The sequence below is a fragment of the Bacillus sp. FSL K6-6540 genome (assembly GCF_038007545.1).
The window spans coordinates 2,942,238-2,957,970 of sequence record NZ_JBBOXH010000001.1; the positions used below are offsets into that span (position 1 = coordinate 2,942,238).

Below are 15,733 nucleotides of genomic sequence, written 5' to 3' on the forward strand. Positions count from 1 at the left end.
ATTGCGGCAGTAAAAAAACATAAGGAGGATTCGATTATGAGCAACGACAACAACAAGGAAGCGGAAAAGGCGGATTTTTTGACCAGGATGATCAAGGAGGATGTGGAGAACAACGTATATCACAGGCCGGTGGCTACGCGGTTCCCGCCAGAGCCCAACGGTTATCTGCACATCGGCAGCGCCTATGCAATCCACATTAACCATGCCATCGCCAGCCGGTTTAACGGGACATTCAATCTTCGGTTCGACGATACGAATCCGCTGAAGGAAGACATGAAATACGTGGATGCGATCCGGGAGGATATCGAGTGGCTCGGACTGAAGCCGGGCGTTTATTTCGGATCGGATTATGCGTTTCAAATCGCTGAGGCAGCCAGGAAACTCATCGTCAAAGGGAAGGCTTATGTCTGTGATCTCACGCCGGAACAAATGACGGAATACCGGGGGACGCTGACCGAAGCCGGCATGAACAGCCCGTTTCGAGAGCGCAGCATCGAGGAAAATGTATCGTTATTCGAACAAATGCTGGCAGGGGCATTCCCGACGTCTGCGAAAGTGCTCCGGGCCAAAATCGATATGTCTTCGCCCAACATGAATCTGAGAGATCCTGTCTTATACCGGATTATTCATGCCGAGCATTATCGTACGGGAACCACGTGGTGCGTGTACCCGATGTATGATTTTGCCCATCCGATCCAGGATTGGATTGAAGGAATCACTCATTCGCTGTGCTCTGCCGAATTTAAAGAGCATCGACCGCTGTACGAATGGGTGCTGGCCGAGCTGGAAGTGACGGAGCCCCCGAAGCAGCGGGAGTTTGGAAGATTGAACATCTCCGGATACGTAACAAGCAAGCGATACCTGAGGGAACTCGTTGAAGGAGGTTATGTGGACGGATGGGACGATCCCAGACTGCCTACGCTGAAGGGACTTCGGCGACGGGGGGTGACTCCCGAGGGAATTCGGCATTTCCTGGACGAACTCGGCGTGATTCGCGGCAATAGCATGGTGGACTCGGCGATGCTTGACCATTTCATCCGTCAGGACTTGAAGGATCGGTGCCGCAATGCGATGGCGGTCATGAACCCGCTGAAGGTGATCATTACGAATGTTCCGGAAGATCGCACCGAGATGCTGAGCATACCGAATCATGAACATGACGAAGCGTTAGGGATGCGGGAGGTTCCTTTTTCACGGGAGCTATACATCGAACGGGAGGACTTCATGGAGGAGCCGGATCCCGGATTTCATCGGTTATCGCCCGGCAAGGAAGTGCGCCTGAAAGGCGCCTACTTCATCAAATGCGAGCATGTCGTGAAAGACCCGGCAACGGGGAACATCATGGAAATTCACTGCACATATGACCCACTGACAAAGAGCGGCAGCGGATTCAAAGGGCGCAAGGTGAAATCCACGCTGCACTGGGTCTCAGCGAAGCATGGGATTCCGGCGGAGCTTCACTTGTACGATACATTATTGAAGGAATCGGCCGAGTTGTTGGAATCGGATAATATCTGGGCGGATCTCCTGAACCCCGATTCGTTGATTCGGATCAAAGACGCCATGCTGGAGCCCTCCATGAAGGATCCGGTCATGAACCAAACGTACCAATTTATCAGACACGGCTATTTCTGCTTGGATTCCAAGCATGCAACAGAGCATAGGCCGGTGTTTAACCGGGTCGTTTCGTTGAAGGATTCATGGAAGAAGACCGGCAAGAATTAATGGATACGATCAAGGGGCCGCGATCGTCGGGTACGGACATTCAGACAGCACAAAAAAGCCGGCAGCGAGTGGCTGCCGGAGATTCCTTTGCGAAGGTCTTGATCAATGATCCTGTGTATGCTGCTATTCATGGGACGTTAAGACATCCAATGTGCTGGCCGGGCTAAGGAAGAAGGTAGCCGGGTGCTTGCGTCTCCCTTCGCCGCGTTAACCTGGAATTGAGTCAGGAAGATGCTGTTCGTTAAATTAGCTCCCCTTAGGTCCGCATCCCGGAAATCGGCCCCGATCAAATCAGCGGCCCGCAGATCGGCTCCTCTGAGGTCCGCCGCAATGAGGTAAGCTCCTCTCAGATTGGCGTATCTCAGGTCAGCTCCTTTAAGCTTTGCTCCCATGAGATCGGCACCACGGCCCCCGATCTTCCGACGCACGGGCGGCCCTTTATGCTTCTGTCGCGCATCGTTCCGCACAAGCTCACTGGTTCGAAGAAGCAGCTGATTCACTTCGGCGCGATGAGCTGCCACATCCAGCCGTAACAGGGATGCGGCAGGAAGCTGGGTCAACTTCCTCGTCGCTTCCAGCGACGATCTAAGATCAGAATGTATGCCATGCGCCGGCTGCAAACTCAGCGCTTCGTTCAGATACCATAACAGCTCGTGAAGCTGTCGCATAATCGGAAATACTTCGAACATTTCTTTTGCCGTCTCCGGGGCCTGCCGCCAGTCGCGTCCGTTATAGGTAACCTGTGAAACCATTTGTCCCGCGCCGAAGCATTCATAAACGGTGCATCCCCGCATGCCGCGCTGCCGCAGGCTGTTATGCACGCCGCATCGGAAGTCGGATTGCAGATGGCGGCAAGGAGTCCCGCCGTCTTTGTCGATGGCAAAATCGGTGGAGGAAGCGAAAGGCAAAGCGACGCAGCATAATCCAAAGCAGCGTTCGCAATCCGATTGCAGTTGAATTCGGCCCTGTTCATCAGGGTTGTGTTCTTGTCTGTCTAGCATGTGTAGAGGAGCTCCTTCCGGTCATAGAAACGTCAATAAATGACTCATTATAGTTATATTTTAAATCAAAATAAGGATAGAGTCATAGATGCAATCTTGGTTTTAACTGTTTTATACCTTGAGAATTGCGCGACAACCCGATCTGCGCATCCATCGTTTAGGCTGCCAAGGAAATTTAGGCAGCTTTTTGTGCATGATCGATGAAAAGCCAACAGATAGTATATAATGAAATTCGTGTCTTCGGACAGGCTTGATGTGGAATCCCATTCATTTCAGGACATATGTCCTTTCCTGCGTCCGGTGAAATCACTTTTAATAGTATACAGATCTATAGATGAAGGAGTATGTATCGTGAGAGGAATTTTATTTGCATTCATTGGCGGTGCCTGCATTACGCTGCAAGGTGTAGCCAATGCCCGGATCAGCCAGGATATAGGCACCTGGCAAGCCGCCGCGATCACGCAGCTGACCGGGTTTTTGATGGCATTGGTCATTCTGCTGTTCGTCCGTGACGGCAGCAGGCAAGGCTTCGGGCAAGTGAAGCCGCTGTATCTGATCGGCGGAGCGTTGGGCGCGCCCATCATATTCAGCGAGGTGACGGCGATTCAGAACATCGGTGTGACATTAACGATATCCGCGTTATTAATCGCCCAGTTATTCTTGACGTTCCTGATTGACAGCAACGGATGGTTCGGCGTGGTGAAGAAGAGAATGAGTTTGCCTCAATTCATCGGGATCGGGATGATGATTGCCGGAGTTGTGATTATCAAATTATGATGCGGATAACAGGGGTCCTTTAGAAGGGTATGGGGAAAGGAGACAGGGATGTGAAGGAAATTCATGATGCCGAGCTCATGCAGGATTTTTTGTTAAGCAACCAAATCAATTCCGTATTTCCCGATGAGCTAAGGCCTTATTTGGTGTTATATCATTTTGAGCACGGCGACATCATCTGTACGCAAGGCGAGCCTGCCGAGATGCTGTATGTCCTGGTTGAAGGGAAAATTAAAATCTTCACGACATCCGCGGAAGGCAAGGCGCTGGTCCTTTCATTCAAAAACCCGCTCGAGGTGATCGGAGACATCGAATACGTTCAGGGAAATCCGATGATCAATACGGTGCAGGCCGTGTCGCCCGTCTACATGATCGGCGTGCATTATCGCTGGCTTCGCAAATACGGGCAGGAGCATCCGCCGCTGCTTCAATTTTTGCTGCGGATCATCACGCGGAAATTTTACATCAAATCCAATTTCTTGAGTTTTAATTTACTGCACCCGGTGGAGGTGCGACTGGCCAGTTATTTACTGTCCGTTTCGGAGGAAGCGTCGGGCACGTTTGTCATGAGCGACCCGGCCGCATACCATCTGACGGATGTCGCGAATCTGCTCGGAACCAGTTATCGGCATTTGAACCGGGTAATCCAGAAATTCAGCCATGAAGGGCTGATCGTGCGTCGTAAGGGTTCCATTCTGATCAAAGATCGGGAAGCGTTGATGAGTGTAGCCGGCGGCAATATCTACGAAGAATGACGTTGGTGAAAGAAATCGTAAGGGAGATAGAGCATGGTAGCAGGATTGGTATTAGCGCTGATCGCGGGTTCGTTGGTTAGCTTGCAGAACATTTTCAATAACAGGGTGAATGAAAAAACAGGCTCCTGGTCTACAACGACGTTGGTGCTAGGCATGGGCTTTGTGGCTTCGTTCGTCATGAGTCTTGCCGTAGAGGGAAAAGGGACATTCGACATTCAAAACATGGAGCCTTGGTACTGGATCAGCGGAATGATCGGAGTCGGGGTCGTGATCTGTTTGGTACAAGCGACAAGGCTGCTTGGTGCTACATTCGCGATTTCGATCGTTATGACCTCGCAGCTCGGCTTCGCGCTGCTGTGGGACTCTTTGGGCTGGTTGGGCCTGGAGAAGGTCCCGTTTACGAGCAATCAGCTGATCGGTGTTCTTGTGATTGTCGGGGGCATACTAGTATTTAAGTTAGGCGGTAAACAGGAGCAGCAAGAGACGGCATAGCCATCAGCAAACGAAGAATGAGGGAGGAATCCATATGATAACGGAAATTGATAAAATCGCTTGGATCCACATCGTGGATGGACGCATGCTGTGCGCACGTTCCAAAGGCAAGGACACGTATTACCTGCCTGGAGGAAAGCGGGAACCGAGAGAATCCGATATCGAAACCCTGGTTCGGGAAATTGAGGAGGAGCTGTCCGTTCGCATCAAACCGGAGTCCGCGGCGAATGCAGGGAGCTTCCGCGCTTCCGCCCACGGTAAATCGGAGGGCGTTCGAGTAACGATGTCCTGTTACACGGCTGAATATGAAGGGAAGATAAACCCGGCTTCGGAGATTGAAGAGCTGGCATGGCTCACGTATAAGGATCGGGCACGGGTCTCCGAGGTCAGCCAGATGATTTTTGATCATTTACATGAACTGAAAAAGCTGGCGGATTAGCCCTCAGGGAACATCATCTTGCATCCGGGCTGCCAATTTGACGGGCGCTTTCGATATTCATGCTCGCCCTGACAGCAGGCCCAAGTGATTACAGCCATGCAACAAAAAAAGACGCTCCGAGGGGAGCGTCTTTTGTATTTGGAACAAACGTTCGTTTTATGGGTCATCTAAATTGAAAATCACTATATTCGGCTTTGATATTATTAGTATAACTCAGCGTTAAATATAAGTCTATATTTTGACAGGAAAATGCCCTATAGTTTGTAATACCCGGCCGGGAGAGAACCTGCATCGCCAATGTTTAACTTGTGCTGTTGGGACTGAAGAGAGGGAGTTTTATGTCAATACGATTATGGAATACCAATTTAAAGGTTCGTTTATTCGGTGAAGCGCTGTTCAATATGCTGTTTTGGATGTATTTTCCTTTCATAACGGTTTATTTCGGCGCTGCTCTAGGCAATCATATCGCGGGAATCCTGATGACGGTTCCTCCGATATTCAGCATCGTCGGCAGTCTGCTCGGCGGCGCTTTAGCCGATCGGCTGGGACGGCGCCCCGTCATGCTGCTTGGCGCCTCGCTGCAAACGGTCATGTTTGCGCTGTTCGCGTTGTCGCCTTCGCACTGGACCGATTATGCCGCATTTATCGGCATCGGATTCGGGGGAGCCATCTACAGGCCGGCCAGTTCGGCGATGGTAGCAGATTTGGTTCCCGTTCAAGAACGACGGCAGGTATTCGCAACGTTTACGACGGCAAACAACTTAGGGGCCGTGCTTGGTCCGGCACTTGGAGCCATTTTCTTTTTTCAATATCGGCAAGAGCTCCTGTGGTCATGTTCAGTCGTATTGCTGGTCTATTTCATCGCGATTTACTTTATTGTTCGGGAAACCTTACCGGCTTCAGCGAACAGTCCGGAGCGATCTGATTCGATCCTTCAGGTATTCAAGGCGCAGTGGAAGGGATACGGCATCATTTTTCGGGATAAAGTGTTTCTGATATACATACTGGCAGGGATATTTGCCCTTGTGACCATCATGCAGCTGGACCTGTATTTGGCGGTATATGTCATCGATTATGTGCCATCCCAGACGCTGTTCTCCTGGAACGGTCATTCGCTAATATTATCGAGCACGGAGATTCTTGGGTGGGTACTGGGCCTTAACGGGCTCCTGTTCGTTCTATTTATTCTTCCGGTCACCAAGTGGTTTCGGAACTGGAAGGAGCGTGACGTATTCGTTCTTTCTTCCTTGCTATCCGGTGTAGGCACGTTTGCGCTCGGGCTGAACACCAACATCTGGTTTTTATTCTTCGTAACCATTATTTTTACTTTCGGGGAAATTGTCCGCTCGCCGGTAACGCAAAGTTTTATCAGCCATTATGCGCCGGAGCATGCAAGAGGACAGTATATGGGAGCTGACAGTTTGCAATTTACGGTAGGAAGATTGCTGGCGCCGGTGACGGTATTTCTGTCAGCTTGGGTACCGCCGATGGGCGTATTCGGCATCATACTGTTATCGGCCTTGATCAGCACGGTGTTGTATATTCTGCTATTTCGAATGTATGTTGAAAAAAGCCATAGCTAGCGGACGCTTGAATGGATCGTAAAAAGAAAGGGCCAAGCCGGGTTGGGACGCAACCGGCTTGGTTTTTTACTTTTTCATTCGAGGCTCGCCGTGGAGGTTTGGAAAAATGTTGTATTTTAATATTTACAAACCGCCGGTCGGTATATATAATGGAGTTACAAATTCACGGAAGGTTGGTGAAGGCCATGATACCGTTTATAGCCATGTTCGTGTCGCTTCTTTTGTTTCGGGTACTGGGCTTTGCAGGTTGGGAGTATACGAATGATTGGGTTATTTCGCTCAGGTTTGCGGTCGCGGTCATGTTCCTGATTACGGCTTCTGCCCACTGGGGAAAACGCCGAGCCGATCTGATCGCGATGGTCCCGCCGGGAATCCCTAATGCCGCGTTTGTCGTTAGCGTTACCGGGGTGCTGGAGATTGCGGGAGCTATTCTGATCCTTATTCCGGCCACGACCGCCTTCGCCTCTTCAGGCCTGGCTCTTATGCTGCTGGCCATGTTTCCGGCCAATGTGTACGCTGCAAAACACCGATTACCGCTCGACGGCAAGCCGGCCACTCCGATCGGACTGAGAACGCTGATGCAAATCGTGTTCCTGGCGGCGGTCATCATGGCGGGATGGCTTCCGCCTCAGGGGTAACCAACCATCATCAAGGAGGATAACTGATGAAGCAGGAAGAACGACGAGAGCAGACCAAGCGAATACTGCTTGAAGCCACGGAAGAACTGATACGTGAGCAGGGCGCAAGCCAAACCACGCTCAATGACATCATGAAGCGTTCCGGCTTGTCCAAGGGAGCTATTTTTCATTATGTTTCAAGCAAGGATGAGCTGTTTGTCCTCGTGTTAAGAGCAAAGCTTGCCGAACAGAACGAGCAGTTCATGAACGAGGTGAACAAGCAAGGGGACATGAAACAGTTTGACGGGCCGATGAATGCCATAACAAGCGGCATGTCGAGACTGGAAAGCAGGGACGATGTCAGCAACCTGATCTTGATGTACCTGATCGGCAAAAGCGATCAGCCGGAAATTGCCGACATTGTGGCTGGCTTCTACAGGGAAGCGACGGCCACTTCCAAGGAATGGATTGTTACGGGCCAGGAAGCCGGCGTCATAACGAAATCCATCGATGCGGAACGGACGGCGGAGCTGTTCGAGCTGTTGTCTTTCGGATTGCGGATGCGGGGGCTTATCGGCGTAACAAGCGATGTATTCAGCACGAAGGAATATTCGGATTTCATCATCGATATATTGCGGCCCGGACATCGGAAGGGGGGGGATGACTGATGACGTTATGGTTATTTCTTCACATTGCCGGATGCGTATTGTTTCTGGGCAATATCGTCACGGCGGCATTCTGGAAGGTACGGGCGGACCTGAAAGGGGATCCTGCAGAGATCCATCACACGGTAAAAAATGTCATGTTAGCCGATGCCGTGTTCACGCTTCCCAGCCTGCTGCTGATCATCGTTTCAGGCATGGTGATGGCCATGCAAGCCGGATATGGAATGAGCGGGATGAGCTGGCTTACGGCTTCCTTGGTTTTGTTCGGCATTACGGGAATTCTGTGGGCGGGCATATTGATTCCTCTGCAAAAAGGAATGATTCGGCATAGTTTGCAGTCCGTAGAGGATGGAGGAATTTCAGCAAGTTATAAGCGAGCTTCAACGTATTGGGCGGTAGGCGGGACGATAGCAACACTGCTGCCGTTCGTTATTTTATACCTCATGGTGAGTAAACCATTCTGAACGATAATGACGATCTGATCGCTAAACCGCGATCGGGTCGTTTTTAGTTAACGGTCCGTAACGAAAATGTCGCGTGAAGCGCCGTCTCCCTCTCGCGTTAGCGCATATTTGACAATCGTCTGCATACGATTAGGCGAGAAAGCTTGCGAATAGGGAGGAAAACTTCATGTCCGTTTATGATCCGCAGCTGGTTCAGATGGTTAAGGCTTATCTGCCAAACGGCGCGGAAATGGTACACATGGTTCACAACGCCCAACATGCCGCCGTCATCACTGCCGATGTTACGGGGGATCAGGTGCCTGAAATCGTTGGAGTCTATCGATTAAATGAAGCATTATATCTATTTGTGCTGCTTTATCGAAATGGTGGTTACGATGTCGTTGCCAATGTCATGGGACAGGGGTATGGGGTTACTTTACTGACGGCAGCTCCCGTGTTAAACCCTAGCCTGAACCATGTGATCGTAGGTTGGCAGCTCGGCTCTATCTGGTCCAAATTGTCGATTTACGCATGGACTCCAGAGGGATATAAGGATATCGCGCCTGCTGACGTGAATTTCAGTTATATCGATATCGTGGATCTGCCCGGTCCGGCGGGCTCGGATGGTCTTGCTGAAATCGCGTTATGGATCCACGATACGGGGGAAGCGTATCGAGTCGAAGTGGTCAGGTTGGACCGAGGAACGTTAGTGCCTGCAACGGATGCTTACCCTTATTATTTTCCTGCCGTCGTTCAGTATTACGAGAGATTGACGCACGAACATCCGGATTACGCTTATTATTGGTACTACTTGGCAGACGCCCAATACCGGGCAGGGATGCAGGAGGCCGCGCTTGTGTCGGTCCGTAAAGCACTTGAGTTCGCAGAGCCTTACCCTTCACGCGAGATTCTGCTTGAGCTTGAGAGCCGGATCAAGGAAATGCTGGCAAGCAGGGGGCAATCGCAGACCCTTGGCCGATTATTTCCGGCATCCGTGAAAACAACGAGCGGAACAAAGTGGGGATACATTGACCGTAGCGGCAGCATGGTCATTCAACCCAAGTATGAGGATGCTCAGGATTTCCAGGACAATGGCCTTGCAGTCGTTGGCGCAGACGGCCTTTATGGGCTTATCGACCGGTTCGCCCGTTTCGTCGTGAAGCCCAAGTATCAGTCCATCAGTCCATTCTTGGAACATCGGGCGACCGTGATCGATCGTCAAGGCTTTCAGATGATCAACGAACAAGGGGAAGTGCTGACAAGGCGGAGTTATCCGTATATCGCGGGGCTTAGCGAAGGAAGAGCCGTATACTCTGTTACCGATTCCGGCAGCGGTGATGGCGCAAACAGCCGATACGGCTACCTCGATGCCGAGGGTCTGGAGGCGATCCCTGCGCAGTATGAGGAAGCGAATGATTTTGCAGGCGGTAAAGCGGTAGTGAAAATTAAAGAAAATCTTAATGCCCTCATCGATCTTCAGGGACGCCAATTGGCCACCTATCCGTTCGCTTACGTTGGACCGCAAGGTGATGGCATGATGGCCTTCCAGAAGGAAAGCGCCGGGAAGTACGGATATATCGATGAACAGGGGAACGTTGTCATCCCGCCGGCTTACACTTCGGCATTTCCTTTCCATCGCGGCAGAGCTATCGTTAATACATCTGAAGATTACCGATCAAAGTATGGCGTCATTAATGTACGGGGGAAATGGGTCATACAGCCGGAGTATAACGACATCCGGGATTTGAAGGAAGACCGGTTTGCGCTCGGGCGCGCGATTGATCCGGAACAGCCGTATATTGGCTCCATCTATGCCATCGCAGATTGGGACGGAAGGAAGCTGTCCGATTATGTATATCGTGACGTTCTTGAATTCAAGCACGGTTTGGCCTCGGTATATGATGCAATGCAGACGTATTTCATCGATCGATCAGGCCAACCGGCGCCGGGATATCCCCGCGTGAACGGCAGCGGTTCATTTACGCTGGAACCAGGCGGCTTGATAAAGGCCATGGTCGATCAGAGGCTGTCGTATCTGGATCGGTCGGGCCGCGTCATATGGAAGCAGAATACCGTAATTCCGTTACACCCTCCTTATCAGGTCGTAGAGGAGAAGTATAAACCCAATCCGGATTACTTAGTTTATTATCCTCAGATCGAGGGAATGCGGGATCGGGCTGCCGAGCAAGCGGTTAATAACAAGCTTAAAGACATGTCTCAAGTAAAGTTTATTCCGGCGGACCAGCTGTTGGAATATGCTTATACAGGCGATTTTGACGTCATTTTCTACAAGGAGCAGCTGCTTGTACTCGAGCTGAACGGTTATCATTATCCCTTCGGTGCCGCGCATGGCATGCCGACCCGAACCTTTGCCTTGATTAACCTGGGGAACGGCAGCATGTATTCGCTGAAGGATTTGTTTAAGCCAGGCAGCGATTATGTGCAGGAGCTCAGCCGGATCGTCGGCAAGCAGATCAAGGAAGATCCTCAGTATTCGTACGTGTTCCCGGACAGTTATACGGGAATCGCTCCCGACCAGTCCTTCTATGTGACGGATAACGCGCTTCATCTGGTGTTTGCGCCTTATGAGATCGCTCCTTACGCGGCGGGTTTTCCGACATTCACCATTCCGTTCGCACAGATCCGGGATATCATCAATACCGAAGGTGAATTCTGGAAGGCGTTCCATTCCTGACATTTCATTCAGCGCGCCGCTTTCGAGGACAAAAGCCGTGCCTGGCCTTTTCATAAGACCGAACAAGGTTTAGAATAGATGAATATTGCCCGATTGATTACAACATAGAAAGGACCTTCATGGTGGTAACATTTTTTCTTCTTATTATTTATCTTGCCTTCATTAGTTTAGGGCTTCCGGATTCGCTGCTTGGTGTCGCCTGGCCGGCCATGCAGCCGGATATCGGAGCGGCCTTTGAATCCGCGGGTTTACTGTCGATGATGGTAACCGGAGGCACGATCGTGTCCAGCCTGGTCAGCGGAAGCGTGATCGAACGCTTCGGGACGGGGATTGTTACGCTTATCAGCTGTTTGCTGACGGCCAGCGCGCTGCTCGGGTTTTCGTTTGCTCCATCGCTGTTCTGGCTCATTCTGCTGGCGATTCCGCTTGGTTTAGGCGCAGGGGCAGTGGATGCAGGGTTGAACAATTACGTGGCAAACCACTATAAGGCCCATCATATGAGCTGGCTGCACTGCTTCTGGGGCGTCGGCGCAACGTTAGGACCGATCATCATGTCCTATTCGATGGGGACCGGTAATGCATGGAGAGACGGATATTATACCGTATCAATCCTGCAATTCGCGCTGGTCTTCATCCTGCTGCTTACGTTACCGCTATGGAAGATCGTGGCGAGCCGACATCAGCCTCAAGACATGCAGGACGTATACACGGGAACCGACTCCGCGAGCAGAGGGGAAGCCATGGTCCAGAAACGCGGGAATCCGCTGCAGATCAAAGGAGTAAAGGTTACCTTGCTGGCATTTTTGTTCTATTGCGGTGTGGAAGTGACCGTCGGTTTATGGGGAGCAAGCTTTCTGGTAGGGACCCGAGGTCTGCCTTTGGAAACAGCGGCAGTCTGGGTGTCCATGTATTACGGGGGCATTACGGTCGGCCGCTTCATAACCGGATTCGTCACGCTGAAGATGAACAATCTCACCCTCATACGAGCCGGGCAGGTGACGGCTATTGCCGGGGCCGTCCTGTTATTGCTGCCGCTGCATCCCTATCTGTCCCTCATCGGATTGATTGTCATCGGACTCGGCCTTGCGCCGATATTTCCTTGCATGCTGCATGAAACGCCGGCGCGCTTCGGCAGAGCTCAATCGTCCAGAATCATGGGGTATCAAATGGCTGTTGCCTATACAGGCACAACGATACTGCCCCCGCTCTTTGGGATCGTTGCAGCCCAGATATCCATCGGTTTGTTTCCCGTCGTCATCCTATTGTTTGCCTTGATCATGATGCTGAGCTCCGAAAAGGTCAACCGGATCCTCTATAAAAGCGGGAAGAGTACGGTTTGATTCGAACCGGGCTCTTCTTTTGTAAAAAAAGCGTTTCCAAAAAAGTTATTGAAACGTTTCCAATTTGGTGTTATGATGATTTCCATAAAAGAGATTTAAGTGGGGGGTTAAATGTCAAGTATCAAAGATGTAGCCAACTTAGCTGGTGTGGCTGTGGGCACCGTGTCCCGTGTCATTAACAATTCGGGTGCCGTTAAGCCCGCTACACGCAGAAAAGTGGAGATGGCCATACAAGAGTTAAATTATATCCCTAATGAGATTGCCCGAAATTTCAAAATGCGAAAGTCCAAGATGGTAGCCCTGCTGCTACCCAGTATCTGGCATCCTTTTTTCTCGGAATTAGCTTATTACATAGAAGATGAGTTGGATCAAGAAGGTTTTAAGCTCATGCTGTGTAATAGCGGCGGCAAACCTGAGAAGGAATTGTATTATCTTGATATGCTTCAACAAAACAAAGTGGCAGGTATTGTCGGCATTACGTACAACGATATCGAAAATGACGTAAGCAATGACATCCCGATTGTCAGTATAGACAGGCACTTCAACAAGAAAATCACATGCGTAACTTCGGATAATTATGAAGGAGGGCGTCTGGCGTTAAGGGAGCTTGTCAAAGCGGGTGCCCGAAAGCCGGCTTTTATGGGAAGCGTCACATCCGTTTTCAGTGAAACTATGAATCGGAGAGAAGGCTTTATTCATGAAGCCAAAGCAATGGGAGTCGACTATGTTATTTACGAAAAGCCAGACCCCGTTGTAGACGATGAAGCCTTTTTTTGCGAGTTTCTAGATAAGTATCGGGATGTGGACGGCATTTTTGCTATTACGGATATGTTCGCTGCCAAGTATATCGAAAGAGCAGGCAGACTGGGCATTCGCGTTCCGGAGGATGTAAAGGTCATCGGATATGACGGGATTCAGGATCATCCGTATTTCCATCCGATATTGTCAACGATCAGACAACCTGTAGAGGAGATGGCGCGTACGACGATCAGGCTGCTCTTCAAAAAGATCGATGGCGAAACATTGGACCGGGAAGTTTATCGTCTTCCGGTCATATTTAGACAAGGTGAAACGACTTGATTGTTACATGGAAGCAAATGCTTTACCCTAGGTTATTCATTAGAAAAACATCAACTGCTACGGAAGAAGCTTTACTGGTATAATTACTGGTTGACGTTTTTCTTATACTAAATTGGAAACGTTTCAAATAAATTGGAAACGTTTCAAATACAAATTACATGCTGTGAAGAAAGGGAGTATGACGGTGATTTCACGAGATTCCGGGGGACAACAACCCCTCATTAAAGAAAATCGTAAAACTTGGAGTCGAGTCAAACGCAACTATGAGCTGTATCTGTTCCTGCTGCCGATCATTCTGGTTTACCTGCTGTTCAAGTACTATCCGATGTACGGAGTACAAATTGCATTTAAGGATTTTTCACCGAGCCAGGGCATTTGGGGCAGCGAATGGGTGGGTTTCCAGCATTTTATTGATTTTTTTAATTCTTATAATTTCTGGACCATCATGAAAAATACGCTAACACTCAGTTTCCTATCGCTTGTGTTCAGCTTCCCGGCTCCGATTATTATTGCGATCATGCTGAATCAGATGCTGGGCAAGCGTTACAAGAAATTTATTCAGACCGTCATTTATGCACCGCACTTTATATCTACCGTTGTGCTAGTCGGTATGCTGCATGTTTTTTTATCTCCAAACAGTGGTCTCGTGAACCTCATCATTACCTGGTTCGGCGGGGAACCCATTCTATTCATGGCTGACGAAGGATGGTTCCGTCCATTGTACATTTTGTCAGGCATATGGCAAGAGACCGGTTTCGCTACGATTATTTACCTGGCTGCGCTTGCCGGGGTCAATCCGGAACTGCATGAAGCCGCGATTATGGATGGAGCAAGTAAATGGAAGCGAGTATGGTACGTGGACATTCCCTCGATCTTGCCGACCATTGTCATTCTTCTGATTCTCGCACTCGGGAACGTCATGAGCATCGGTTTCGAGAAAGCATTTCTAATGCAAAGCGATCTGAACTATGCGACTTCGAATATTATACCGACCTATGTATATGAATTGGGGATTCAGAAGGCGCAGTACAGCTTTTCTACGGCAGTCGGACTGTTTAACTCCGTCATCAATATCATCCTGATTGTCACCGTCAACCGGGTCGCCAAAAAATTAACGGAAACCAGTCTTTGGTAGGGGGGATTCACTTTGAACCAGTTATTGAAGAGAAAAAGCAGAGGAGACGCATGGTTTGACGCCATCAACTATTTCTTCTTGACCGTAGTCATGCTGATCGTATTATTTCCGCTGTATTTTGTGCTGATTGCTTCATTCAGTGATCCCAATCTCATCTATTCGGGGGAAGTCTGGTTATTTCCGAAGGGCTTTACGCTCGATGGCTATGAACGAATATTCAATGACTCCTCCATTTGGATCGGGTATGCCAACTCACTGTTATACGCAGGCATTGGAACCTTGATCGGAGTAGCGGTTACCGTGTTTGCTGCGTATCCGTTAGCCCGTAAGGATCTGGTTGGAAGACCTGTTATCATGTGGTTTTTATTGATCACCATGTTTTTTAGCGGCGGGTTGATTCCTACGTATTTATTAATCAAGGATCTTCACATGCTGAACACGATCTGGGCACTAGTGATCCCCGGTGCTGGCGGTATCATGAATGTCATTATCGTTAGGACCTTCTTCCAGTCCTCCATTCCGGATGAAATGTGGGAAGCTGCTTCGATCGACGGTTGTTCCAACACCCGATTTTTCTGGAGCATTGTATTGCCTTTATCCAAGTCCATAATAGCCGTCATGGTGCTGTATCATGTCGTCGGTTTCTGGAACGGTTTCTTTGATGCTCTGATCTATTTGAACGACGAAAGTAAATATCCACTGCAACTGGTGCTTCGCAACATTCTTGTCCAGAATCAGGTGAACTCCGGCATGATGGTGGACGTGGAATCCTACGCGGCGAAGATGCGCGTAACGGAGCTGATCAAATACGGCGTCATCATTGTATCCAGTCTGCCGCTGCTGATTCTCTATCCTTTCCTGCAGAAGTACTTTGTCAAAGGCGTTATGATCGGATCGATCAAAGGATGATGAAGACAGATACTTGAAAGGGGGGATGCGCAGCAGAATCGATATATCAGCATCCAGACCACTATAGATAAAGACAAAGT

At 49.9% G+C, this 15,733-nt stretch carries 15 protein-coding genes; 14 read left to right on the forward strand and 1 reads right to left on the reverse strand.

Translation table 11 applies throughout. The features are described from left to right. Positions 1-36: 36 nt before the first annotated feature. Entirely contained in the window at positions 37-1,725 is a 1,689-nt protein-coding gene (locus tag MHH82_RS13240) for a glutamine--tRNA ligase/YqeY domain fusion protein (RefSeq protein WP_340966083.1), read from the forward strand. A 137-nt stretch (positions 1,726-1,862) separates the two neighbouring features. Here MHH82_RS13240 and MHH82_RS13245 read toward each other — a convergent pair whose 3' ends face one another. After that, a complete protein-coding gene (locus MHH82_RS13245; protein ID WP_251494878.1) occupies positions 1,863-2,726 on the reverse strand; it encodes a pentapeptide repeat-containing protein in 864 nt (287 codons plus the stop codon). A gap of 351 nt (positions 2,727-3,077) precedes the next feature. On the opposite strand from MHH82_RS13245, the gene MHH82_RS13250 reads away from it, so the two are divergent. The 13 genes from MHH82_RS13250 (at position 3,078) to MHH82_RS13310 (ending at position 15,653) form a co-directional block, all read left to right on the forward strand. After that, positions 3,078-3,503 carry a DMT family transporter gene (locus MHH82_RS13250; protein ID WP_251494881.1) on the forward strand — a complete coding sequence of 142 codons (426 nt, stop codon included), beginning with the start codon at positions 3,078-3,080 and terminating at the stop codon, positions 3,501-3,503. A 50-nt stretch (positions 3,504-3,553) separates the two neighbouring features. Further along, on the forward strand, positions 3,554-4,255 hold the full coding sequence (locus tag MHH82_RS13255) for a Crp/Fnr family transcriptional regulator (protein WP_340966088.1): 702 nt from the start codon (positions 3,554-3,556) through the stop codon (positions 4,253-4,255). 33 nt (positions 4,256-4,288) lie between these two features. Continuing rightward, positions 4,289-4,747 (forward strand): DMT family transporter, encoded by a 459-nt coding sequence (locus MHH82_RS13260; protein WP_015734835.1) that lies wholly within the window; start codon positions 4,289-4,291, stop codon positions 4,745-4,747. A gap of 34 nt (positions 4,748-4,781) precedes the next feature. Next, positions 4,782-5,186 carry an NUDIX hydrolase gene (locus tag MHH82_RS13265; protein ID WP_340966090.1) on the forward strand — a complete coding sequence of 135 codons (405 nt, stop codon included), beginning with the start codon at positions 4,782-4,784 and terminating at the stop codon, positions 5,184-5,186. 338 nt (positions 5,187-5,524) lie between these two features. Continuing rightward, positions 5,525-6,769 (forward strand): MDR family MFS transporter, encoded by a 1,245-nt coding sequence (locus MHH82_RS13270; RefSeq protein WP_340966092.1) that lies wholly within the window; start codon positions 5,525-5,527, stop codon positions 6,767-6,769. Between the two features lie 185 nt (positions 6,770-6,954). Next, complete coding sequence (locus MHH82_RS13275; RefSeq protein WP_340966094.1) at positions 6,955-7,407, forward strand: DoxX family protein; 453 nt, start codon at positions 6,955-6,957, stop codon at positions 7,405-7,407. A 26-nt stretch (positions 7,408-7,433) separates the two neighbouring features. Further along, positions 7,434-8,054 carry a TetR/AcrR family transcriptional regulator gene (locus tag MHH82_RS13280; protein WP_340966096.1) on the forward strand — a complete coding sequence of 207 codons (621 nt, stop codon included), beginning with the start codon at positions 7,434-7,436 and terminating at the stop codon, positions 8,052-8,054. Continuing rightward, entirely contained in the window at positions 8,054-8,515 is a 462-nt protein-coding gene (locus tag MHH82_RS13285; protein ID WP_340966099.1) for a DUF2269 family protein, read from the forward strand. Before MHH82_RS13280 ends, MHH82_RS13285 begins: the two co-directional genes overlap by 1 nt. Positions 8,516-8,681: 166 nt before the next feature. Further along, entirely contained in the window at positions 8,682-11,189 is a 2,508-nt protein-coding gene (locus tag MHH82_RS13290; RefSeq protein ID WP_340966101.1) for a WG repeat-containing protein, read from the forward strand. Positions 11,190-11,308: 119 nt separating this feature from the next. Then, complete coding sequence (locus MHH82_RS13295; protein ID WP_145035874.1) at positions 11,309-12,529, forward strand: MFS transporter; 1,221 nt, start codon at positions 11,309-11,311, stop codon at positions 12,527-12,529. Positions 12,530-12,640: 111 nt separating this feature from the next. After that, positions 12,641-13,609 carry a LacI family DNA-binding transcriptional regulator gene (locus MHH82_RS13300; RefSeq protein ID WP_145035875.1) on the forward strand — a complete coding sequence of 323 codons (969 nt, stop codon included), beginning with the start codon at positions 12,641-12,643 and terminating at the stop codon, positions 13,607-13,609. Between the two features lie 178 nt (positions 13,610-13,787). Then, on the forward strand, positions 13,788-14,744 hold the full coding sequence (locus MHH82_RS13305) for an ABC transporter permease (protein ID WP_036663522.1): 957 nt from the start codon (positions 13,788-13,790) through the stop codon (positions 14,742-14,744). 12 nt (positions 14,745-14,756) lie between these two features. Further along, positions 14,757-15,653, forward strand: coding sequence for a carbohydrate ABC transporter permease (locus MHH82_RS13310; RefSeq protein ID WP_036663520.1), 897 nt, complete (start codon positions 14,757-14,759; stop codon positions 15,651-15,653). The last annotated feature ends 80 nt before the right edge of the window (positions 15,654-15,733 follow it).

Coding starts and splice junctions, on each gene's coding strand:
- MHH82_RS13300 (WP_145035875.1), top strand. CDS start 12,641: ATGTCAAGTATCAAAGATGTAGCCAACTTAGCTGGTGTGGCTGTGGGC.
- MHH82_RS13275 (WP_340966094.1), top strand. CDS start 6,955: ATGATACCGTTTATAGCCATGTTCGTGTCGCTTCTTTTGTTTCGGGTA.
- MHH82_RS13280 (WP_340966096.1), top strand. CDS start 7,434: ATGAAGCAGGAAGAACGACGAGAGCAGACCAAGCGAATACTGCTTGAA.
- MHH82_RS13305 (WP_036663522.1), top strand. CDS start 13,788: ATGACGGTGATTTCACGAGATTCCGGGGGACAACAACCCCTCATTAAA.
- MHH82_RS13265 (WP_340966090.1), top strand. CDS start 4,782: ATGATAACGGAAATTGATAAAATCGCTTGGATCCACATCGTGGATGGA.
- MHH82_RS13245 (WP_251494878.1), bottom strand. CDS start 2,726: ATGCTAGACAGACAAGAACACAACCCTGATGAACAGGGCCGAATTCAA.
- MHH82_RS13270 (WP_340966092.1), top strand. CDS start 5,525: ATGTCAATACGATTATGGAATACCAATTTAAAGGTTCGTTTATTCGGT.
- MHH82_RS13285 (WP_340966099.1), top strand. CDS start 8,054: ATGACGTTATGGTTATTTCTTCACATTGCCGGATGCGTATTGTTTCTG.
- MHH82_RS13290 (WP_340966101.1), top strand. CDS start 8,682: ATGTCCGTTTATGATCCGCAGCTGGTTCAGATGGTTAAGGCTTATCTG.
- MHH82_RS13295 (WP_145035874.1), top strand. CDS start 11,309: ATGGTGGTAACATTTTTTCTTCTTATTATTTATCTTGCCTTCATTAGT.
- MHH82_RS13240 (WP_340966083.1), top strand. CDS start 37: ATGAGCAACGACAACAACAAGGAAGCGGAAAAGGCGGATTTTTTGACC.
- MHH82_RS13260 (WP_015734835.1), top strand. CDS start 4,289: ATGGTAGCAGGATTGGTATTAGCGCTGATCGCGGGTTCGTTGGTTAGC.